Genomic DNA, 20,759 nt, shown 5'->3' on the forward strand with positions numbered 1-20,759 from the left:
CGGGCGCCTGGTCCGCGCCCGACGACGGGTGGGCCGCGGACCCCGCCCCCGATCGCGCGCCGGCGGTCCGCGCGCCGACCGGCCCCGCCCTCCCGCGCCAGCCGCTCGACGGCGTCACGCCCGAGTCGCTGCTGCCGCTGCTCGAGCTGCAGGCGTTCCGGCCGGGGCAGCGCGAGGCGGTGCAGGCGGCGCTCGACGGCCGCGACTCGCTGGTCGTGATGCCCACCGGCGGCGGCAAGAGCCTCTGCTACCAGCTGCCGGCGCTCGCCGGCGACGACCTGACGGTGGTGGTCTCGCCGCTGATCGCCCTGATGCGCGACCAGTGCGCGCGCCTGACCGACCTCGGCCACCCGGCCGTGATGCTCGCGTCCGGCGTCGGCGCCGAGGCCAACCGGCGGGCGCTGGACGAGATCCGCGACGGGACCGCGAAGGTCTGCTTCGCCGCGCCGGAGCGGTTCGCGTCGGCGACCTTCCGGGCGGCGCTGCGGACCCGGGCGATCGCGCTGTTCGTCGTCGACGAGGCGCACTGCGTGAGCGAGTGGGGCCACGACTTCCGGCCCGACTACCTGCGCCTGTCGTCGGTCATCGCCGAGCTCGGCCACCCGCCCGTGATGGCCTGCACCGCGACCGCCACCCCGAAGGTCGCCGAGGAGATCGTCGAGCGGCTGGCGCTGCGCGAGCCCACGCGGGTGCGCTCCGGCTTCGACCGGCCGAACCTCTCCTTCGACGTGCTGCCCTTCGACGGCCAGGGCTCGGTCGCGCGCAAGCGGGCGACGCTGGTCGCGGGCGTGTCCGATCCGGCCAACCGGCCGGCGGTCGTCTACTGCGGCACCCGCAAGAGCACCGAGGAGGTCACGGCGATGCTCGTGGCCGCCGGGATGACGGCCGTCGGGTACCACGCCGGGATGTCCGCCGAGGTCCGCACCAGCCGCCAGGACGCGTTCATGCGCGGCGACGCGGACGTCGTCGTGGCCACCAACGCGTTCGGGATGGGGGTCGACAAGGCCGACGTCCGCTCGGTCTGGCACTGGGCGCTGCCCGGATCGCTGGAGGCCTACTACCAGGAGGCGGGCCGCGGCGGCCGCGACGGTGAGCTCGCCCGCGCGGTGCTGCTCGCCTCGCGGTCGGACCTGGGGCGGCTCGTCCGCTTCATCCAGGAGGCCGAGGTCACCGTCGAGCAGGTCGGCGCCCTGATCGGCCGGCTGCGCGCCCAGGCCGGACCGGACGGCGAGGTCGACGCCGACGCCGGCCAGGAGCGCGATCGAATCGCGCTCGCGGTCGCCGAGCGGGCCGGGGCGATCGCGCTGGAGCCCGGCACCGGCGGGCGACTGCGGGTGCGGGTGCTGCCCGGCGAGGTCGACCACCGGCGGATCGTCCAGATGTGCCGGGCCGCCACCGACCGCCGCTGGCAGGCCTACCGCTCGATCGAGAAGTACGCCTCGGGCGACAACCGCGTCTGCCGCCGACGCCAGCTCCTCGACCACTTCGGGGACGACGAGCCCACCCGTCCGCTCGGCCGCTGCTGCGACGTGCACGACCCCGTCGACTGGCTGCCGCCGATCCAGGTCACGGGCGGCCGGGGGAGCGGGTCCCGGAGCGCGCCCGCCGACGAGGAGGGCCGGCCGGTCAGCGACGACGAGCTGGCGCCGCTGAAGGCCTGGCGGCGCGAGCGGGCCGACGGCAAGCCCGCCTACACCGTCGCGACCGACGCGACGCTGCGCGAGGTCGTCCGGCGGCAGCCGACGACTCCCGACGAGCTGCTGGCGATCAAGGGCATCGGCAACTCGTTCATCGAGAAGCACGGCGACGCGCTGCTGGAGCTGCTGCGGGGCTGATCCGCCCCGCCGGGGCACGTGTCCGGCGCCGTGCGACCGTCGACGGCGGGGCGAGCACGTGACCGATCGCCGTTCACCCGGGTCGGGGGCGCGCCCAGGCGAGTAGATTGCGGCGCATGCGGTTCGGCAGCGTCACGGGACCGCGTGCGGTCGACGACCCGATCGCCGCTCAGCGCGCCTACTACGCCCGCACGAGCGGCGACTACGACCGGATGCACGATCGGCGCGCGCACGACGAGGCGCTGCGGCGGATCCCCGGCCTCCTGGAGCGGATCGGCGCGCGGACGGTCCTCGACACGGGCTGCGGGACCGGGCTGGCGATGATGCAGATCGCCGAGGCGCTGCCCGACGTGACGGTGCGCGGCAACGATCCCTCCGCCGCGCTGCTCGACGTGGCGCGGGATCGCAACGGGATCGCGGCCGATCGGCTCGACCTGGCGTCGAGCGACGACCTGCCCTACGCCGACGGGTCCTACGACGCGGTCGTCGCGACCGGCGTGCTCCACCACGTCCCGGACCCCGTCCCGGTCGTCGCCGAGATGCTGCGGGTCGCGCGGCTGGGCGTCTTCATCTCCGACTCCAGCATCTACGGCCAGCCGTCCTCCCCGCTGCCGGCGCGGATGCTCAAGCTCGTCCTGGCCCGGACGGGGCTCCTGCGCCCGCTGCTCCGCGCCCGCCGCGGCGGCCACGAGTGGTACGTGTCGGAGGAGGACGGCGTCGCCTGGAGCTACAGCCTGTTCGACAGCGTTCCGCAGGTCCGGGCGGCCTGCGCCGAGGTCCGCCTGGAACCGACCGTCGGCCCCGTCCGGAGCCGCTGCCCGATCCTGTTCGTCGGTCACGGGCTCCTGATCGGGCTGAAGGCCGAGGCGGTCGCTCGCCGCTGATGGCCCGGGTCGTGATCGCCAACCCCGGTGCCAATCCGGAGCTCCAGGTCGCCGCGTCGGCCGTCGGCTCGGCGGGGCTGGTCGAGCGCTACCTGGCGCCGGTCGCGGTCTCCGCCCGCCGCACCGGCGGCGTCCGGCGGGTCCCCGGCCGCGTCGCCGATCGGGTCGCGACCGAGCTGGAGCGCCGGCGCGTGCCGCCGGGCGTGCCGGAGGACCGCGTGCGCAGCGTCACCGCGGCCGAGGAGGTCGCCCGGGTCGCCGCCGCGCGGCTCGGGATGACGGCGGCGGGAACGCGCCTGATCCTGCACCAGGCCCGGCGCTTCGATCGGCGCGTCGCACGGTCGCTGGTGCCGTCGGACGGCGCGCTGCTGGCCGTCTCCGCCTACGCGGCGGAGTCGGTGCGGCGGGCGAGAGCGCTGGGCGTGCGGTCGGTCGTCGACCTGCCGATCGCGCATCCGGCGACGGTCCGCGAGCTGATGCGCGAGGAGGCGCGGCGGGTGCCGGAGTACGCCGCCACGCTCCAGGGCCACGACTTCCCGGACAGCCTGATCAGCGGTTGCGAGACGGAGTACCGCGAGGCCGACCGCCTGCTCGTGCTGGCCGAGGCGCAGCGCCGCACGTTCGTCGATCGCGGCGTCGACCCGGCGCGGATGACGACCACGCCGCTGGGCGTCGACCTCGACATGTTCCGGCCCGGCGAGCGACCGGACGACGGCGTCTTCCGGGTCCTGTTCGTCGGCCAGATCACCCAGCGCAAGGGGATCTCCTACCTCGTCGAGGCGTTCCGCCGAACGTTCCCGAGCGGGGCCGAGCTGGTGCTCGCGGGACCGGTGGTCGGGACCAGCCGCCCGTGGGCGTCGGTGCCCGGCGTCGTCCACGCGCCCGCGCGCCCGCGGGCCGAGCTGGCCGCGCTCTACCGCGCGGCGGACGTCTACGTCCTCCCGTCGCTGGCCGAGGGGTTCCCGCTCACGACGATGGAGGCGATGGCCTGCGGGGTGCCGGTGATCGTGTCGGACCGGACGGCGGCGCACGACATCGTCGGCGACGGGGTCGAGGGCTACGTCGTGCCGGTCCGCGACGCCGACGCGATCGCGGAGCGGCTGGCGCTGCTGCGGGCCGATCCCGACCGCCGGGCGCGGATGGCGGCGGCGGCCCGTCTGCGGGCGGAGCGCTTCCCGTGGTCGCGCTACGGCGACCAGGTGGTGGGGATCCTGCGCGAGGAGCTCGCGCGCGGCTCGCTCAGCGCTTGATCGCGAACGCCTGGCCGGTCGCCAGCACGACCAGGTCCTCGGGGACGTCGGCGAAGAAGTCGTCGATCCGCTGGCGCTGCTCGTCGTAGCGGGGGCTGCCGTAGTCGTCGAAGACCACGATCGCGCCGGGCTGCATCCGCGGATGGGCATACTCGAGGGCCGCGATCGTCGGCGCGCTGGCGTTGAGGTCGATGTGGACGAACGACAGCGGCCCCGTCTCGGTGGCGGGCAGCGTCTCGAAGAGGTCGCCGGGGCGGATCTCGATCTGGCCGCTCCACGGCGCCAGCCGCTGGGCGACGGCCTCGGCCGACGTGTCCGCCCACTCGCCGGCGATCCCCATCCGCCGCTCGCTCGCCTCCAGGCGGTCGTCGGGCACGCCGCTGAAGGTGTCGAAGAGGAAGTAGCGCTGCGAGGCGGGCAGCTCCGCGGTGCTGAGGATGATGAACGCGCAGCCGCCGCGGTAGACCCCGAACTCGGCGAAGGCGCCGGGGGCGTGGGCCGGCAGCCCGCGACGGGTGCGGGCCAGGCGGGCCAGCGTCCAGACCCGCCAGCGCACGTCGACGTCGCCGTCGTACCAGCCGTCGGAGACCCGCCGGTAGGCGTCCTCGAACGCCGGGTCGTCCAGGAACGGGCTGCGGTTCGAGGTCGCCAGGTCGACCGACCGGTAGGCGTAGCGGAACGCCCGCGAGCCGGACGGGACGAGGTTGCGGGCGACGAGCGCGAGCGGCCGCAGCGGTCGCGGCAGGCGCGCGATCTGGCTGTCGGGATAGACGCGGAGATCCCAGCTCATGCGGCGGCGAGTCCTTCCCGGCAGGCTGCCAGCCAGCGGTGGCCGAACGTCTCGTCCGGTTCGAGCATGTTGCCCTCCGACCATTCGTTCCACGACTTCAGGATCACGAGCGGGTGCTCCAGCGACGTGGCCCAGGCGCGGGCGGCCGCGACCGCCGCCGTCAGCCGCTCGGGCGCGTAGCCCTCGGAGACGACCCCGGCGCGCTGGTAGCGCGGCGTGTTGTCCCAGCCGGTCAGCACGAGCGGGTACTGCGGCAGCGACAGCCCGTCGCGGCGGACGGAGAGCCGCTCGATCATCCGGTCGTACGGCACGCGTACCGGGCGGCCCGCCCCCGGCAGCTTGCGGCGGACGCGGTTGACGCGCCCGATCGCCCGGATCCAGCTGTACTCGACGATCCCGTCCAGCAGCGTCGAGGCGGCGGGAAGCCAGGCCGGCGGGCCGTTCGTGAAGTCGGCCTCGCCGACCAGGTAGGGGGGCGGCTCGCCGGCGCGATCGGCCTCCTCCCGCCAGACCTCGACCATCGTCGCGAGATCGGGGATCTCGCCCGGCCGGAAGAGCAGGAACAGCGGTCGCCCGTCGACGCGGACGTAGCGGTCGTCGTCGAACGCCCGCTGCAGCGCGCGGTAGTGGCGGCGGTGGTCGTCGGCGCCGGGGTACTCCTGCGCCACCAGCACCTGGCGGTCGGCGCCGGTCCACGCGCGAGACCACGAGATGTTCGCCCAGGCGAAGCAGAAGCCGAGGCCGGGGCGGCCGGTCGCGAGCATCCGCTCGCTCGGCGCCTCGAGCAGTCGGCGGCCGGAGAACCAGTAGTGCCAGTAGGCGAAGCCCTCGATCCCGGCCTCCTGCGCCAGCTCCGCCTGCCGGTCCCGGACCCGATCGTCGCGCAGGTCGTAGTAGCCCAGGTCGCCCGGCACCCGCGGCTGCCGGTGGCCGCGGAAGAGCGGCTCCGCGGCCCGCACCGAGGTCCACTCCGTGAACCCGTCGCCCCACCACCGGTCGTTCTCCGGGATCGGGTGGAACTGCGGCAGGTAGTAGGCGAGCGCGCGCACGCGTGCGCTCCCGGTCATCGAGCGGCCCGTCGGCGCGGCCGTCGCGGCGGGCGGCGGGCGGCCGGCGGCCCGGGCAGGCGGCCGTGGGGGCGACCCGTCGGGTGACGATCAGGTCCCACGTCCCCTGAGCTCGCGGCCGACGACATAGACTCGACCGATCATGACGGATCGCTCGGCTGCCGATGCCTATGTCGAGCTCATGAAGGGGTGCCTGACGCGCTCGCTGTTCCCCGAGCAGCACGAGCCGCTGCGCCCGGCCCCCGGGACCTGGAAGCAGCGGGCGTACGAGCCGGTCCGCCGGGTCCTCGCCCGCCGCGGCCTCGAGCTCGTGCGGGCGACCCCGGCCGATCCGACGGCGGTCGAGGACGGCCGCGCCTGGCCGGCGCACGCCGAGACGATGGTCGGCCTGCGGCGGCTCGACGCGATCGCCGACGCGGTCCGGACGCTGGATCGCGAGCAGGTGCCGGGCGACCTGGTGGAGACCGGCGTCTGGCGCGGCGGGAGCGTGATCTTCATGCGGGCGCTGCTGCGCGCGCTCGGCGACCGCGACCGCGTCGTGTGGGTCGCGGACTCGTTCCAGGGGCTGCCGAAGCCGGACGTCGGCCGCTGGCCCGCCGACGCCTCCAACGACCTCTGGAAGCACGACGCGCTGGCCGTGTCCCAGGAGCAGGTGGAGCGGAACTTCGCCCGCTACGGCCTGCTCGACGACCGCGTGCGGTTCCTGCCGGGCTGGTTCGAGGACACGCTGCCGTCGGCGCCGATCGAGCGGATCGCGCTGCTGCGGCTCGACGGGGACATGTACGGGTCGACGATGACGGCCCTCGACGCGCTCTACCCGAAGCTGTCGCCCGGGGGCATCGTGATCGTCGACGACTACGGCGCCTATCCCGAGTGCCGGCGCGCGACCGACGACTTCCGGCGGGAGCACGGCATCGACGTGCCGCTGGTGCAGACCGACTGGACCGGCGTGTGGTGGCGGCGACCGGGCGACGAGGGTCAGCCGGCCGGCGGCTGACCGGGCCGGTGGAGCGCGATGAACTCGTCGATCCGGGACGAGCTGAGCAGCGGGATCGCCTCGACGATCCGCTCGTCGGGCCAGTCCCACCAGCGGATCTCGAGCAGCGCCTCGATCTGCTCGTCGCTGTGGCGGCGGCGGACCTCGCGGGCCGGGTTGCCGACGACGATCGCGTAGGGACGGACGTCCTTGGAGACGACCGCGCCGCCGCCGATCACGGCCCCGTCGCCGACGGTGACGCCGGACAGCACCCGCGCGCCGTAGCCGATCCAGACGTCGTTGCCGATCACGATGTCGCCCCGCGAGTGGGGGAAGCCGTCCTCGAAGGCGCCCGGCTGGTCGAACACCAGCCGGAAGCCGAAGGTGCTGACGCGGTCGACGGGGTGCTCGCTGCCGAGGAAGAACGTCACCTGCTCCGAGATCGAGCTGAAGTTGCCGACCCGCACCACCGGCAGCGGCGGCTGCTCCGGCCAGTGGCGGATGTGCGGCAGGCCGTAGCTGTAGCGGCCCATGATCAGCCGCTCGCCGAGGTCCCAGAAGTCGGCGCGGCGCTCGATCTCGTGGCCGCGCAGCAGCTGCGAGACCCGGCGCAGCGGCGTGGGGACCATCGCGCGGATCCGCGCGCGCAGCGGGCCGCGGTGGGAGCTGGTCGTCGACGGCCTCATGCGCGCGCTCCGGTGGTCTGGCCGGCGCGGGATCGCCGGACCGCCTGCGCCTGCTCGATCGCGGCCACGTGGGTGGCGACGCAGGCCCCCAGGTCGAACCGCTCGCGCACGCGCCGGCGCCCGGCGGCGCCCATCTGGGCACGGCGCTCGGGGCGATCGGCCAGCTCGATCACGGCCGCGGCGATCGCCGCGGCGTCGAGCGGCGGGACGATCGTCCCCGTGACCCCGTCGAGGACGACCTCGCGGACCGCCCCGACGTCGGTCGCGACGACCGGCAGCTCGCAGGCCATCGCCTCCAGCGCGGTGGTCGTCGTCCCCTCCGACGCCGGGATCGACGTGATGCACTTCACGTCGAGCGCGGGGTACCAGTCGCGGGGCGGCTCGTCGGTCACGATCCAGCGCTCCGGGGGGACGCCGGAGGCCGCGCGCTCGCGCGCCAGCAGCGCCTCGTAGCCCGCGTGGTTGGCGTAGGCGGCGCCCGAGATCAGGAACCACGCGTCCGGTCGCCGGCGGTGGATCGGGCCCGCCGCCCGGATGAACCACTCGATCCCCTTCTGCGGGTTGCGGTTCGCGACGGTGCCGACGAGCAGCGCCTCCGGCGGCACGCCGCAGCGGGCCCTGGTCTGCCGGCGGAGCGTCTCCGACGGGCGCATCTGGGCCGTGTCGACCGCTCCGGCGAAGACGAACGTCGACTGCGGCAGCGGCTCGCCGCCGAGATGGTGCTGGCGCAGCGCCTCGCCGTTGAGCATGACGGTGTCGGCGCAGCGGCGAACGAGCGGCAGGACCGCGTCGACCGCCAGCCGCGGCGTGCTGGTGTCGAGGATCTGCCAGACCACGGCCCGCCCCAGCCGGTGCGCGGCGATCGCCGACGCGGGGTTCGCGAGCCCGCCGACGATCACGACGTCGACGTCGTGATCGACGAGCACCCGGCGGATCCGGTCGACCACGCCCAGCGACCGCGCCACGAACCCCGCCTGGACGCGGACGTCCCGCGTCCTCCGGATCCGCGGCAGGTCGCAGGTCACCACCGGCAGCCCGGCCGCGGTCAGCCGGTCCCGGGCGCTGCCCGGCTCGTCGGGCAGCAGCGCCGAGCTGCGGATGCCGGCCTCGGCCAGCCCGTCGGCGAGCCGGAGCATCAGGTTGTGCGGGCCCCCGAAGACCGGGAAGTGGCTGACCCACATCACGTGCACCCTGGCGATCATAGGTCGTCGGTCGACGCCCGTCACGAGCGCTCGGACGGGCAGTAGGATCGCGGGCGACGCGTCGTCGCGCCGCTTACGGCCACGCCGCCCGGCGGACCCCGTACCGGTCGTCCACGCGACGACCCGATGGGCGAGATCTGGCAACTCGAACGGGGATCCGCGGCCGGGCGCTGGCCCGCTCGTCGCAGTCCGTCGCGCGCGCCCGCGCGGCTCGCGCTCGCGACCGCGGCGCTGGCGCTCGCCCTGGCGCTGATCCTCGGGCTGGCGGTCGGGGTCGGCATCTCGCCGGCGCTGCCGCTCGCCGCGGTCGTCGGGCTCGCGGCGCTGGCCGTCGGGATCCGGGACTGGCGGTCGTCGGTGACCGGCCTGCTCCTGTTCCTGCCGGTGTCCGGGATCCCGATCATCGCCACCTATCCGTCGACCGGGCCCGCGACCCTGCTCAAGGACCTGCTGTTCGTCGGCCCGGCCTACGTGGGCTTCGGGCTCGCGCTGGCCGCCGGGCGCCAGCGGTGGCGGGTCCCGGGATTCCCGCTGCTGCCGGCGCTGGCGCTGGTGGCGCTGGTCGTGGTCCAGATGGCCAACCCGGACGTGCCGAACCTGCTCGTGGCGCTGATCGGCGCCAAGGTCTGGCTGCTGTACCTGCCGATGGCGGTGCTCGGGTACCACTGGGTCCGCACGATCGACGACCTGGATCGGATGCTGCGGCTGATGTGCCTGACCGCGGTGCCGGTCTGCCTGCTCGGGATCGTCGAGGGCGTGCTCGTGAACACCGGGCGGGGAGCGACGGTCTACGCGTGGTACGGCGACGCGGCCGTCGCGGTGACGCAGGGGTTCGCGGCGATCGAGGCCGGCGGCGCGTCGATCAACCGCGTGTCGTCGACCTTCTCGTTCGTGACGCAGTACTACCTGTTCACCGTCGTGATGCTGCCCGTCGCCTTCGCCTTCTGGCACGGCCGCTTCGGCTCCGGTCACGGGCGCCGCGGGCTCGGGGTCGGGCTGGTGGGGCTGATCGCGCTGGCCTCCGCGCTGTCCGGCGCTCGCGCGGCCCTGCTGTCGATGCCGCTGATGCTGCTCGCGATGCTGCTGCTCGTGGGGGTCCGGCCGCGGACCCTGCTGGCCTCGGCGGCGGCGGCCGGGGTGGCGGTGATCGCCACCGTCGGCGTGCTCGGCGCCGGGATCCGGCCGCTCTTCCAGGACCTCCTCCAGCACGCCTCCGACGAGTTCGGGATCAACACCCGCGACGGCTTCGCGTTCGCCCTCGATCGGGGCCTGACCGGGCTCGGCACGGGCGTCGACACGGTCAGCGCGCGCTACGCCCTGCCCGAGGTCAACCCGTTCGCGGCGCTCGGCGGGGGCTTCCGAGAGAGCTGGTGGGTGAAGTCGCTGCTCGAGCTCGGGGTCGCCGGGCTGGTGACGACCGCCTGCCTGCTCGGCGCGATCCTGGTGGTCGGCCTGCGCACGCGCCGCGGGCTGCGCGACCCGCGGCTGCGCTCGGTCTCGGCCGGGATCCTGGCGCTGGTCGGGTTCATCGTGGTCTACAACTTCAAGGGGTCCTACCTGGATCTGGACCCGATGAACGTCCTCTTCTGGCTGCTCGTCGGGGTGCTCCTGCGACTGCCGGCGCTCGACCGCGACCCCGGCGGCGCCCGGTCGCCCGCGGCCGGTCTACCGTGACGGCCGCCGGAGCGCGGCCCGGACCGCCGCCGGCCGAGGGAGGGCGACGCGCCAGGCGGGGACGTCGAGGGCGAGCGAGACGCGCCGGAGCATCCAGGTGACGCCGGTCGCCGCCCCGACCACCGACGCCAGGGCGGCCCCGATCAGGCCGAGGGCCGGGAGCAGCGCGGCGACCGCGACCAGCGTCGCGACCAGCGCGAGGATCTCGGCGAGCCCCGCGTCGAGCGGCCGGCCGACGGCCCGCAGGATCGCCTCGATCGTGCGGCTGGCCGAGTAGAGCACGACGGCGGCGAGCAGGATCCGCGCGATGTTGCCGGCCTCGTGGTAGGCGTCGCCGTAGAGGAACGAGATCAGGGTCGGCGCGAGCACCGCGAGCGGCAGTGCGACGGCGATCGTCATCAGCAGCGTCAGGCCGACGAACTGCTCGGCCAGCTCGCGGCGATGCTGCTCGTCGTCGGTCGAGGCCAGGGTCGGAAGCGCCACGTAGCCGACGGAGACCCCGACCAGCCAGCCGACCGAGTTGAGGCTGGCCGCGACCACGTAGGTGCCCAGCCGATCCGCCGCCAGGAACGCCGACACGGCCAGCTGGTCGACGCGCTGGTTCAGGTGCGCGGAGATCCCGCTGGCGTGGCTGCGCAGGCCGTAGCTCCACAGCTCCCTGGCCAGCGCCCGGTCGAACTCGGGCCGCCCGGCGGCGCCCGTCGGCCAGGCGATGCGGCAGGCCGCGATCGCCGTGACGATCCGGGACGCCAGGTAGACGGCGACGATCGTCCAGACGCTCAGCGCGCCGGCCAGCTCGAGCGCGAGCAGCAGCGGCAGCGTCACGCCGACGACCAGCAGCCGCAGCGCATGGAACGCGGTGTGGCGGGAGCGCCCGTTCACCATCCCGGCGAACGTCAGGCTGACGATCGCCAGCGGGATCTCGCCGAGGAACAGGAGCGCCGGCCCGAGCGACGCCGAGGCGTGCGGCGCGAGCACCGCGACCACGACCGCGGCGCCGAGGACCAGGAACCCGGCGGCCTGGAGCGCGGCCGCTCCGGCCGCGGTCCAGAGGACGACCGGCCGGACGGCGCCGTCCCGCGCCACGCGATAGGTGACCGCCTCCGGCAGCCCGAGGGTCCCGACCACCCCGAGCATCGTCGGCCAGAGCACCGCGGCGGCCAGGACGCCGCGGTCGACCGGGCCGAGGCTCCGCGCGAGCAGCACCCCGGTCACCAGGTTGACGCAGAGGATCGCCACCGACGCCGACAGGCTCGCGCCGAGCCCGTGGCGGGCGACCGGCGCCTCGGCGCGGGTCGTCACGGCCGGTCGGGGCTCGCGGGCCGGTCGCGCTCGAAGACCAGATCGGCCTGGAGCGCCGCGCCGTCGCGGCCCGCGACCTGGCCGAAGGCCCCCGCCAGGCGGAACCCGCGATCGCGCAGGAACGCGACGACGTCGTCGGCGAGCGGCTGGCCCGCGTAGAGCTCGGCGAACGAGCACTCCACCAGCACGGTCGCGACGGCGTCGAGTAGCCGCTCGGCACCGAGCAGGACCGCCAGCTCCCCGCCCTGGACGTCGATCTTCAGGAGGACCGGCCCGCGCGGCGCGACGACGACGCGGTCGAGCGCGACGAGCGGCACGGCGAGGGTCGCGACCTCGTGCGTCCCGGGGAACTCCCGGACCTGTCGCTCGCCGATCGGCAGCAGCGACGAGGAGTCGTCGGCGGCCGCGACGTGGAGCGTCGCCTCGCCGTCCCGCGCGCCGGCGGCGGCGGTGATCACCTCGACCCCGCTTCCGGCGACCCGCTCGATCAGGCGGGCGGCCGTCGGCTGGGGCTCGACGCAGATCAGCCGGGCGCCGGGGAATCGGTGGCGGGCGACGAGCGCGAACTGCCCGTGCGAGGCGCCGACGTCGACCACGGTCGCGTAGGTCGTCGCGAGCGGCGTCCGGTGGTGCTCGGTCGCGGCGGCGACGCCGAAGCGGAGGCCGCGCCGGTAGTCCGGCGTCCGCAGGATCAGGAGCAGCTTGCGGACCCGCGCCAGGTGGCGGCGGGCCGATCTCACGCGGCCCGTCCGACGTCGGACGGGGTCCGCTCCCAGGCGTCGCGGTTGACGTCGTGGATCTCCTGGAGGATCTGGCCGACGCCGATCGTGGGACGGAACGTGGGGTAGTCGCGACGCAGCTCGGTGAGGTCGGTGACGTACCACCGGTGGTCGCCGGCCCGCGGGGTCGGCACGGTCGTGCGCGAGAGGCCCTTGCCGGAGATCGCCTCGCAGAGCTCGATCGCCTCGAGGACCGAGACGCTGTTCTCGCGGCCGCCGCCGAGGTTGTAGACCGCCCCCGCGGTCGGCGCGCGGTGGAACAGCTCCATCGCGCGGACGACGTCGGCGGAGTGGATGTTGTCCCGCACCTGCTTGCCGTCGTAGCCGATGATCGTGTACGCCTCGCCGGTGATCGTGCAGCGCATCAGGTAGCTCAGGAAGCCGTGGAGCTTCGTCCCGGCGTGCGCCGGGCCCGTCAGGCAGCCCCCGCGGAAGCAGACCGTCGGCATCTGGAACTGGCGGCCGTACTCCTGGACCATCAGGTCCGCCGCGGCCTTCGACACGCCGAAGATCGAGTGCATGCTGCGATCGAGCGGCATCGACGTGTCGATGCCGCCGAAGTAGCGGTGGTCGGCGGGCAGCTCGAGGCGCGTCGGCGTCTCGGTCACCGGCAGCGCGTTCGGCTGGTCGCCGTAGACCTTGTTGGTCGAGAGGTGGACGAAGGTCGCGTCGGGCTGCTCGTGGCGCACCGACTCGAGCAGGTTGAGGGTGCCGTTGGCGTTGATCGCGAAGTCGGTCTGGGCGTTGTCGAACGCCCAGTCGTGGGACGGCTGCGCCGCGGCGTGGACCACCAGCTCGAGCGTCGACCGATGGGTCGCCACGATCTCGCGGATCGTGTCGGCGTCGCGGATGTCGGCGACCAGCGGGGTGAACGCGTCCCCCAGGTCGGCGACCAGCCGGCTCGTGGTCGGCGCGGTCGACGCGTGTGGCCCGAAGAACCGGGACCGCATGTCGTTGTCGATCCCGACGACGTCGTAGCCGAGCGCCGCGAAGTGGCGGACGGCCTCGGAGCCGATGAGCCCTCCAGAGCCGGTGACGATCGCCGTTGGCATCCGCATATCAGTTTCACCGGTCGGAGGACGGGACGCCAGTCGATCGCCCTGCCCGGTCGCGATCGTGCGGCGCGCGGCCGTTCGAGCGGCCGACGACGTCGCGCAGGACCGCGTCGAACCGCGCGGCGACGCGCTCGGGCGAGAACTGCTCGTCGGCGAAGCGGCGCGCGGCCGCGGCGGCGCGCGCCAGCGCCTCCGGGTCCTGGAGCACCGACGCGGCCGCGGCCGCGAACCGGGCGGGATCGCCGGCGTCGGTCACCCAGCCGGCGCCCGACTCGCGAACGATCCGCGCGACCTCCGAGCCGTCGGCGACCGACGCCAGTACCGGAAGCCCGCAGGCCATGTAGGTCATCAGCTTCGACGGCAGGTTGAACTCGGGGAGGTCGGGGCGCTGGCTGACCACGCCGACGTGCGCCGATCGGAGCGCGTCGAGCAGCGCGTCGCCGGTGAGCACCCCGGGCATCCGCACCCGCGGCGTGCGGATCCGGGCGCGAGCCCGCTCCGCGACCACGCCGGCGCCGATCACGTGCAGCTCCGCGCCGAGCCGGGCGAGCTCGGGGGCGTCCTGGAACGCCTCGATGATCCCGTCGAGGCCCTGCGTGTGGCCGATGTTGCCCAGCACCAGGATCCGCGGCGGCACGGTGGTCGGGGGACGGGGGGCGTCCGCCATCGCCTGGCTGGCCGGGTTGAAGATCCGGGTGATCCGGGACGCGTCGGCGCCCTTGGCGATCAGGTTGTCGCGGAACGCGTCCGAGACCGTGACGACGTGGGCCGCCGACGCGTAGGCGGCGATCTCGAGCCGGCGCGAGAGGCGCAGCGCGGCGCTGGTCTCGGTCAGCTCCCCGGTCGCCGCCGCGCCGTCGGTGACGATGTCCTGCAGCCACATCACCCACGGGATCCGTCGCAGGCGGCTCGCGGTCATCGCCACGCCGAGCGCCGGGAACGAGGGCGTGACCGCGATCAGCGCGTCCGGCCGGCCCAGGAACGGCGCGGCGATCGCGAGGGCGGAGGTGAAGCTGAGCTCCTGGCGGATCCGGGCCAGCCCCGACTGCCGCCCGGCCCACAGCGGCAGCCGCAGGACCCGTACGCCGTCGTGCAGCTCGCGGTAGGGCCGCAGGCGCACGCCCCAGACGGGCTCGGGGTAGTGGGGGTGCGCGGCGACCACGTCGACCTCGTGCCCGAGGGCCTGCAGGCCGCGCGCGAGCGTCGCGCTCAGCGGCGCGATGCCCTGCGGCTCTGGTGCGTAGTTGTACGACCAGAGCTGCAGCCTCACGAGCGCAACGTACCGCGCACGCTTGCGCCCACTTCCCGGTGTCGGACGGATTCCCGATGGCGCCGTGCGGGGTCGGGTCGCGGCGTCCGGGCGGCGGCGCCCAGTTCGGATGGGCGCGTCGCGCCGCTGGTAGGTTCCGCACGCCAGCGTGGCACTGGCCGGTCCCGGCGTCGAGCAGCTGGGCGCCAGGCGCCGCGCTCGAGCGACCGCGATGAATCCCGAACCGCAGGAGCAGACCGGACTCGACGACCTCTGGTCGCTCGTCGCGGACAACCGCTGGCTGATCATCCTGACCACGATGATCGCGGTCGGGGCGTCGCTCTTCGTCTCGTTGCGGGCCGTCCCACAGTACGAGGGGACCGCGAAGCTCGCCTTCAGCGACCCCTCGTCCGACGTCTCGCTCACGGGGGTCCCGGTCGCGCCCACCCAGCAGCCCGCGCAGGTCGCGGCGGCCGGGGTCGCCCAGGTCCAGCGCTCCGGCGTCCTGGTGCGGGTCGCGCGCCTGTTCGGCGACCAGCCGCCGGGCGTCTCCCGCCAGCTTCCGCCCCTGGTGCGCCAGCAGCGGTTCATCGATCGCCTGCGCGACAACCTGTCGGTCTCGGTCGAGCCGGACTCGAATCTCGTGGCGATCAAGGTCCGCTGGCCGGACGCGCTGCTCGCCGCGCAGCTCGCCAACCGCGTCGGCGAGCAGACGGTCGAGCTGGTGACCAGCCAGGAGCGGCGGCAGTACGAGGCGCGGGCCGGCGAGCTGAAGCTGCGGCTGGACGCGCTGCCGCGCTCGGGCCCGCAGACCGCCGCCGGCGCCTCGCGCAAGGAGCTGCAGGACCAGCGCTCCCGGCTGCTGGCGCTGAGCACTCTCGCCCGGCCGGTCCAGCAGGCGACCCGCGCCGAGCCCGCCGCCGACCCGGTGTCGCCGCGCCCGGTGTTCCTGGCCGTCCTGTCCGCCGTCATCGGCCTCCTGGCCGGCCTGCTGCTGGCGGCGCTGCGGCGCGCGTTCGACCGCCGGATCCGGGACGTCACCGACCTGGAGCGGGTCCTCGACCTGCCGACGATCGGCCACTTCGCGGTCGCGACGCTGGGGATCGACGCGCCGATGGTGCGCGATCACTCCTCCCGCGGGGAGATGGCCGCCGACGCCGGGCGGGTCCTGCGCAACAACCTCGGGTTCGTGCATGTCGACGCCCCGCACCAGGTCGTCGTCGTCACCAGCGGCCTGGAGGGCGAGGGCAAGTCGACCGTCGCCGCCTCGCTCGCGGTCGCCAGCGCCTACGCGGGCGACCGGACGCTCCTGATCGACGTCGATCTCCGGCGGCCGATCGTTGCCCACCGCTTCGGGATCGCGGACGAGCCCGGGCTGAGCGACTACCTCGCGCGGCGGGTCGAGCCGGCCGACGTCATCCGGTCGATCGCGCTCCCCGACCTCGACCGGGACGCGCCGGGCGGGCTGACCGTGATCCCCGCCGGCCGTGGCGTTCCGCGGCCGGCCGACCTCCTGGAGTCGGCGCGGTTCGCGGACTTCATCACCGAGGTCCGCGAGGCCTACGACCTGATCGTGCTGGACACCGCCCCGCTGCTTCCGGTGCCCGACACCACCGCGCTCGTGCCGGTCAGCGACATGGTGCTGCTCTGCTGCCGGATCGACCGCGTCGACCGCGACGTGTTCGTGGCCGCGCGCGACGCCCTGCGGCGCCTCCGCGAGAACGGCATCGCGACGGTCGCCACCGGGATCACCCGCCGTCACGCCGGCCGCCGCGGGGCCTACTCCTACCGCGACGCCAACTACTACTACGGCTACGCCAACCACGGAGAGGCCAAGCCCCGCCGTCGGCGGGAGCGGCCCGGTCGCCGCCACGGTCGCGGTCGCTGGCGCTGGCGGCGGCGGTAGCGAACGGCGGCGCGCCTACCGGGCCCCGTCGCCGACCTCGGCCCCACGACCCAGCCGGACGGGGCTGCGCTTCCACTGGTTCAGGAACAGCGACTCCATGCGGGTGCCGGGGCCGTCGAGCTCCATCGCCGGCCAGCGCTTCAGGGTCTCCTCGATCCAGATCCGCAGCTCCAGGCGGGCCAGCGCGGTGCCGAGGCAGAAGTGGCGGCCGCCGGCGCCGAACGCCTGGTGCCGGTCGAGGTTGGTGCGGGTGATGTCGAAGCGGTGCGGGTCGTCGAAGACCTCGGGATCGCGGTTGGAGGCGATGTACCAGAGCAGCACGCGCGCGCCCTCGGGGATCGTCTGGCCGCCGATCTCGACCTCCCGCGTGGTCGCGCGGCCCATGAACCCGAAGGCCGGGAAGCAGCGCAGGCCCTCCTCGACCGCGGCGGGGATCAGGGACGGGTCGTCGAGCAGCATCCGGCGCTGCTCGGGGTGCTCGATCAGGGCTCGCATCGTGGCGACGTAGGTGGCGCGGGTGGAGTCGTTGCCGGCGGCGAGCAGCAGGACGAAGAAGGTCGCGATCTCGAACGGCTCCAGCCGCTCGCCGTCGACCTCGGCGGTCAGCAGCGCCGACAGCAGGTCGTCGCCGAGGTCTTCGGCCCGCTCCTGCCGCACGGCCTCGATGTAGGCGACGATGTCCTGGAACTCGTCGCCCGTGTCGCCCCACTGCCGGCGGATCTCCGGGTCCTCCCAGGCGGTGATCACGTTGGTCCAATGGACCAGCTTGGGGTCGTCGGACTCGGGCGTGCCGAGCAGCGATCCGATGACGCGCGCGGGAACCGGCCGCGCGATGTCGACGGCCAGGTCGACGGCCTCGCGGCCCACGAAGCGGTCCAGCACGTCGCAGACGATCTTGCGGGTCGCGTCCTCGTGCGCGGCGATCCGGCCGGGCGTGAACGCCTTGCCGACCAGCTTCTTCATCCGGTCGTGGCGGGGTGGGTCCATCGAGATCATCTGCAGCCGCTGGATGTCCAGCGGGACGCCGATGTCGTCGACGACCATGATCCCGCGCCGCTCCGACGAGAAGGTCTTCAGGTCGCGCGACGCCTGGGCGACGTCGGCCGCGCGCACGAGCGAGTAGAAGCCGTCCTCGTCGGGCCAGTGCGCGTTCTCGCTGTAGTGCACGCCCGGCTCGCTGCGGATCCGGTCGAAGAGCTCGTAGGGCGGGCCGTCGACCCAGAGGCCGTGGTCGCCGAGATCGATGCGGGTGCGGTCCAGGGTCGCCATGGGCAAGACGCTACCCCGAGACTTGACGCACTGTCAAGTTTTGCCGTCTAGTCGCCGTGCCGTGTTGGTTGTAGCCTCCTGCGGATGCCGCTCGTCCGCTCGAACTCCCGCGCCGCAGAAGCCCGCGAGCGGGGCACCCGCGCGTTCCTGGACGCGGCCGAGGCGTCGGTGGCCGAGGGCACCAGCTACAGCGAGATCTCGATCGGGGACCTGGCGGCGAGGGCGGGGTTCTCGCGGGCGAGCTTCTACGCCTACTTCACCGACAAGCGCGCGCTCGCCGTCGCGATCGCGGAGCGGTTCGAGCGCGACCTCGGTGCGCAGGTCGACGGCTGGCTGGCGGGCGAGGACGGCGGGCCGGTCCGCGACACGGTCGAGCGCGTCGCGCAGGTCTTCGAGCAGCGGCGCGGAGCCGCGCTGCTGCTCGCCGAGGCGGCGACCTACGACCCCGAGGTGCGCGCGCTGTGGCGGGCGCTGCACGAGCGGTTCGAGGTCCGGATCGGCGCCTGGATCTCGCGAGCCGATCCGGACGCGGAGCCCGCGGCGGTGCACGCCCGCGCGTTCACGCTGGCGTGGTCGACGCAGGCGACGTTGGTGGAGCACCTCAGCGGCCGCGACCACGTCGATCCCGCCGTCACCGAGGCGCTCGCGCAGCAGTGGTCGGCCGGGCTCGGGACCGCCGGCGGCTGACCTAGCCCTTACATCTAGGCCGGCGCTGCGGCCAGCGGCTCCGGCTCGCCGCCGGCGGTCTTGCCGGCGATCGCGGTCCGACCGCGATGGTGGACGGTCGCGCCGGCGTGCTTCGGCGGCACGTGGTCGATCGCGCGCTCGGCCATCGCGGTGATCGTCAGCGACGGGTTGACGCCGACGTTGGCCGGAATCGCCGCGCCGTCGCAGACCAGCAGGTTCTCGTAGCCGAAGACGCGGTGGCGCTCGTCGATGACGCCGTGCTCCGGGCTCGCGCCGATCGGGGCGCCGCCGAGGATGTGCGCGGTCGTCGGGATCGACAGCAGCGCCTCCGGGACCGCGGATCCGGGCGCTCCGCCGGTCTTGCGGGCCAGCCACTCGGTGAACGCGTTGGCGGCCGGGATGAACGTCGGGTTCGGGTGATCGGGGTCCTGGCGCGTCTGGAGCTTCACGCGGCCGTCGCGGCGGAGGCGCGCGACCAGCTGCATCGAGTTGTCCAGCGACTGCATCACGAGCACGACGATCGACCGCTCGCCCCACCGCGGCTTGATCAGCAGCTCCGCGACCCAGCCCGGGTGGCGGACCATCTGGCCGAGCCACTTCAACGGCCGGGTGACGCGGTTGCCGCCGCCGGTCAGGACGGTGAAGAGGTTGCGGATCGCGCCGCCGCCGGCGCCGTAGGTGACCGTCTCGATGTGCGTGTGGGGGTCGGGGTAGATCGACGACGTGATCGCGACGCGCTTGGCGAGCGCCTCGGCGCGGCCCTCGGGGACGGTCACGACGAGGACCGCCTCGCTGTTCGTCCGCACCAGGTGCCCGAGCCGGTCGGAGACCTTGGGCAGGTCGCCCTGGAGCTTGCAGCGCGCCAGCAGCTCGTTGGTCCCCAGCGCGCCGCCCGAGACGACGACCCCGCGGGCGCGGATCACCTGCCGGTCCTTGCGCCGCCGCCGGCCGGTCCGCTCGTGGTGGACCTCCCAGCCGTCGGCCCCGTCGGTGCCGTTCAGCGGGCGCAGCGCGACGACCTCGCGGCCCGCGCGGACCGTCGCCCCGTCGCGCTGGGCGAACCAGAGGTAGTTCTTGTCGAGGCTGTTCTTGGAGCCCTGCGGGCAGCCGAGCATGCAGCGGCCGATCCGCGAGCAGCCGGTCCGCGCGGGCCCCTCGCCGCCGAAGTACGGATCGGCGACCTCCTCGCCGGGCGTGTCGAGGTAGGTCCCGACCCGCGCCTTGCGGTAGGTGTGCTCGACGCCCAACTCGCCGGCGTACTGCTTGAGCAGCTGGTCGGCGGGGTCGTCCTCGACCACGTCGGTGACGCCGAGCATCCGCTGCGCGGTCTCGTAGTGGGGGGCGAGCTCGCTGCGCCAGTCCGCGATGCCCGCCCACTGCCCGTCCTCGAAGAACGCCTGCGGCGGGACGTAGAGCGTCATCGCGTAGACGAGCGAGCCGCCGCCGACGCCGGCCCCGGACATCACGAAGACGTCCTTGAAGAACGTCAGCTTGAAGAGCCCGCGCAGGCCGGCGCGGGGCATGTAGAGGTACTTGCGCAGGTCCCAGGACGAGCGCGGCATCTCGGACTCGTCGCGGAAGTGCTCGCCGCGCTCGAGGACCGTCACCCGGTGGCCCTTCTCGGCCAGGCGCATCGCGGACACGCTGCCGCCGAACCCGGACCCGATGACGAGCCAGTCGGTGTCGAACGTCGAATCGGGCTGGGGCATCGCGGGTCCTTCGTTGAGGGAGCTCCGGCCCGGGACCAGCGGTCCGGCCGGGGAGGGAGGGGTTCGTCGTCGCGCGCGCTCGCCGCGCGATCGGCCTCGACCCCGACGAACCTACGCCGGAGTTTTACACACTGTCAAGCGTCGTTCAGGGGTTCCCGCGCTGGTGGCCGTGGGCCGTCGGGTGGAGCTCGGCCAGGCGATCGCTGTGGCCGACCACCCAGACCTCGCGCGTGCCGGCAGCGGCGAGGGCGCCGCCGACGCCTCGCCGCGCCTGCTCCCGAAGGGCTCCCAGGACGGGCTCATGCGGGCGGACCGGTCGACACCGCCGTCACCTTACGTCGGTGGGCGACCGCTCGCGTTCGCGTTGCCGGCGCCCTCCCGACCGCCAGGGTACGCGGCTCACGCTGGCGCAACATCGGCCGTCCTAGCGTGGCCGGCC

Annotated in this window: 17 protein-coding genes; 7 read left to right on the forward strand and 10 right to left on the reverse strand. The window is 74.4% G+C overall.

The features are described 5' to 3' along the window. The 3 genes from PAI11_RS14395 to PAI11_RS14405 form a co-directional block, all read left to right on the forward strand. Nucleotides 1–1,835 (forward strand): RecQ family ATP-dependent DNA helicase (locus PAI11_RS14395; protein WP_138974326.1); only part of this gene is annotated, 1,835 nt, incomplete at its 5' end. A 116-nt stretch (nucleotides 1,836–1,951) separates the two neighbouring features. Beyond that, nucleotides 1,952–2,719 (forward strand): class I SAM-dependent methyltransferase, encoded by a 768-nt coding sequence (locus PAI11_RS24495; RefSeq protein WP_007576071.1) that lies wholly within the window; start codon nucleotides 1,952–1,954, stop codon nucleotides 2,717–2,719. Next, a complete protein-coding gene (locus PAI11_RS14405; RefSeq protein ID WP_007576073.1) occupies nucleotides 2,719–3,969 on the forward strand; it encodes a glycosyltransferase family 4 protein in 1,251 nt (416 codons plus the stop codon). The genes PAI11_RS24495 and PAI11_RS14405 overlap by 1 nt, the downstream gene beginning before the upstream one ends. Here the strand turns inward: PAI11_RS14405 and PAI11_RS14410 are convergent. Continuing rightward, nucleotides 3,959–4,759: a TylF/MycF/NovP-related O-methyltransferase gene (locus PAI11_RS14410; protein WP_007576075.1), complete on the reverse strand. Its 801-nt coding sequence runs from the start codon at nucleotides 4,757–4,759 to the stop codon at nucleotides 3,959–3,961. The genes PAI11_RS14405 and PAI11_RS14410 overlap by 11 nt on opposite strands. Further along, the gene (locus tag PAI11_RS14415; protein ID WP_040600397.1) at nucleotides 4,756–5,826 is read right to left on the reverse strand and encodes a glycosyltransferase WbsX family protein; all 1,071 of its coding nucleotides are present in this window, start codon (nucleotides 5,824–5,826) and stop codon (nucleotides 4,756–4,758) included. The genes PAI11_RS14410 and PAI11_RS14415 overlap by 4 nt, the downstream gene beginning before the upstream one ends. Before the next feature lie 142 nt (nucleotides 5,827–5,968). Between PAI11_RS14415 and PAI11_RS14420 the strand changes: the two genes are divergently transcribed. Beyond that, nucleotides 5,969–6,823, forward strand: coding sequence for a TylF/MycF/NovP-related O-methyltransferase (locus PAI11_RS14420; RefSeq protein ID WP_007576079.1), 855 nt, complete (start codon nucleotides 5,969–5,971; stop codon nucleotides 6,821–6,823). On the opposite strand, the gene PAI11_RS14425 is transcribed toward PAI11_RS14420, so the two are convergent. Then, a complete protein-coding gene (locus PAI11_RS14425) occupies nucleotides 6,805–7,335 on the reverse strand; it encodes a CatB-related O-acetyltransferase (RefSeq protein ID WP_425280476.1) in 531 nt (176 codons plus the stop codon). The two genes, PAI11_RS14420 and PAI11_RS14425, sit on opposite strands and share 19 nt — an antisense overlap. A gap of 149 nt (nucleotides 7,336–7,484) precedes the next feature. Further along, nucleotides 7,485–8,669 (reverse strand): glycosyltransferase family 4 protein, encoded by a 1,185-nt coding sequence (locus PAI11_RS14430; protein WP_244406548.1) that lies wholly within the window; start codon nucleotides 8,667–8,669, stop codon nucleotides 7,485–7,487. A 147-nt stretch (nucleotides 8,670–8,816) separates the two neighbouring features. Here PAI11_RS14430 and PAI11_RS14435 point away from each other — a divergent pair, with 147 nt between their 5' ends. Next, nucleotides 8,817–10,364, forward strand: a complete 1,548-nt coding sequence (locus PAI11_RS14435) for a hypothetical protein (protein ID WP_007576085.1) — start codon at nucleotides 8,817–8,819, stop codon at nucleotides 10,362–10,364. Here the strand turns inward: PAI11_RS14435 and PAI11_RS14440 are convergent. From PAI11_RS14440 to PAI11_RS14455, 4 genes are read right to left on the reverse strand one after another with little or no spacing between them, the layout of a single operon-like run. Beyond that, on the reverse strand, nucleotides 10,356–11,666 hold the full coding sequence (locus PAI11_RS14440) for an oligosaccharide flippase family protein (protein ID WP_007576089.1): 1,311 nt from the start codon (nucleotides 11,664–11,666) through the stop codon (nucleotides 10,356–10,358). The two genes, PAI11_RS14435 and PAI11_RS14440, sit on opposite strands and share 9 nt — an antisense overlap. Next, on the reverse strand, nucleotides 11,663–12,406 hold the full coding sequence (locus PAI11_RS14445; RefSeq protein WP_007576091.1) for an FkbM family methyltransferase: 744 nt from the start codon (nucleotides 12,404–12,406) through the stop codon (nucleotides 11,663–11,665). The genes PAI11_RS14440 and PAI11_RS14445 overlap by 4 nt, the downstream gene beginning before the upstream one ends. Beyond that, entirely contained in the window at nucleotides 12,403–13,497 is a 1,095-nt protein-coding gene (locus PAI11_RS14450) for an NAD-dependent epimerase/dehydratase family protein (RefSeq protein WP_040600414.1), read from the reverse strand. Before PAI11_RS14450 ends, PAI11_RS14445 begins: the two co-directional genes overlap by 4 nt. 13 nt (nucleotides 13,498–13,510) lie before the next feature. Then, a complete protein-coding gene (locus PAI11_RS14455; protein ID WP_007576094.1) occupies nucleotides 13,511–14,770 on the reverse strand; it encodes a glycosyltransferase family 4 protein in 1,260 nt (419 codons plus the stop codon). Nucleotides 14,771–14,981: 211 nt separating this feature from the next. On the opposite strand from PAI11_RS14455, the gene PAI11_RS24500 reads away from it, so the two are divergent. Next, nucleotides 14,982–16,655, forward strand: a complete 1,674-nt coding sequence (locus PAI11_RS24500) for a tyrosine-protein kinase domain-containing protein (RefSeq protein WP_081488439.1) — start codon at nucleotides 14,982–14,984, stop codon at nucleotides 16,653–16,655. A 15-nt stretch (nucleotides 16,656–16,670) separates the two neighbouring features. Here the strand turns inward: PAI11_RS24500 and PAI11_RS14465 are convergent, their stop codons facing one another. Then, the gene (locus PAI11_RS14465) at nucleotides 16,671–17,924 is read right to left on the reverse strand and encodes a cytochrome P450 (RefSeq protein ID WP_007576098.1); all 1,254 of its coding nucleotides are present in this window, start codon (nucleotides 17,922–17,924) and stop codon (nucleotides 16,671–16,673) included. 84 nt (nucleotides 17,925–18,008) lie between these two features. On the opposite strand from PAI11_RS14465, the gene PAI11_RS24505 reads away from it, so the two are divergent. Then, complete coding sequence (locus tag PAI11_RS24505) at nucleotides 18,009–18,611, forward strand: TetR/AcrR family transcriptional regulator (RefSeq protein WP_007576100.1); 603 nt, start codon at nucleotides 18,009–18,011, stop codon at nucleotides 18,609–18,611. Between the two features lie 14 nt (nucleotides 18,612–18,625). Here PAI11_RS24505 and PAI11_RS14475 read toward each other — a convergent pair whose 3' ends face one another. Then, nucleotides 18,626–20,320, reverse strand: coding sequence for an FAD-dependent oxidoreductase (locus tag PAI11_RS14475; protein WP_007576102.1), 1,695 nt, complete (start codon nucleotides 20,318–20,320; stop codon nucleotides 18,626–18,628). Nucleotides 20,321–20,759 lie beyond the last annotated feature (439 nt).

Origin of the sequence: Patulibacter medicamentivorans (genome assembly GCF_000240225.1) — a bacterium.
GTDB classification, from domain to species: domain Bacteria; phylum Actinomycetota; class Thermoleophilia; order Solirubrobacterales; family Solirubrobacteraceae; genus Patulibacter; species Patulibacter medicamentivorans.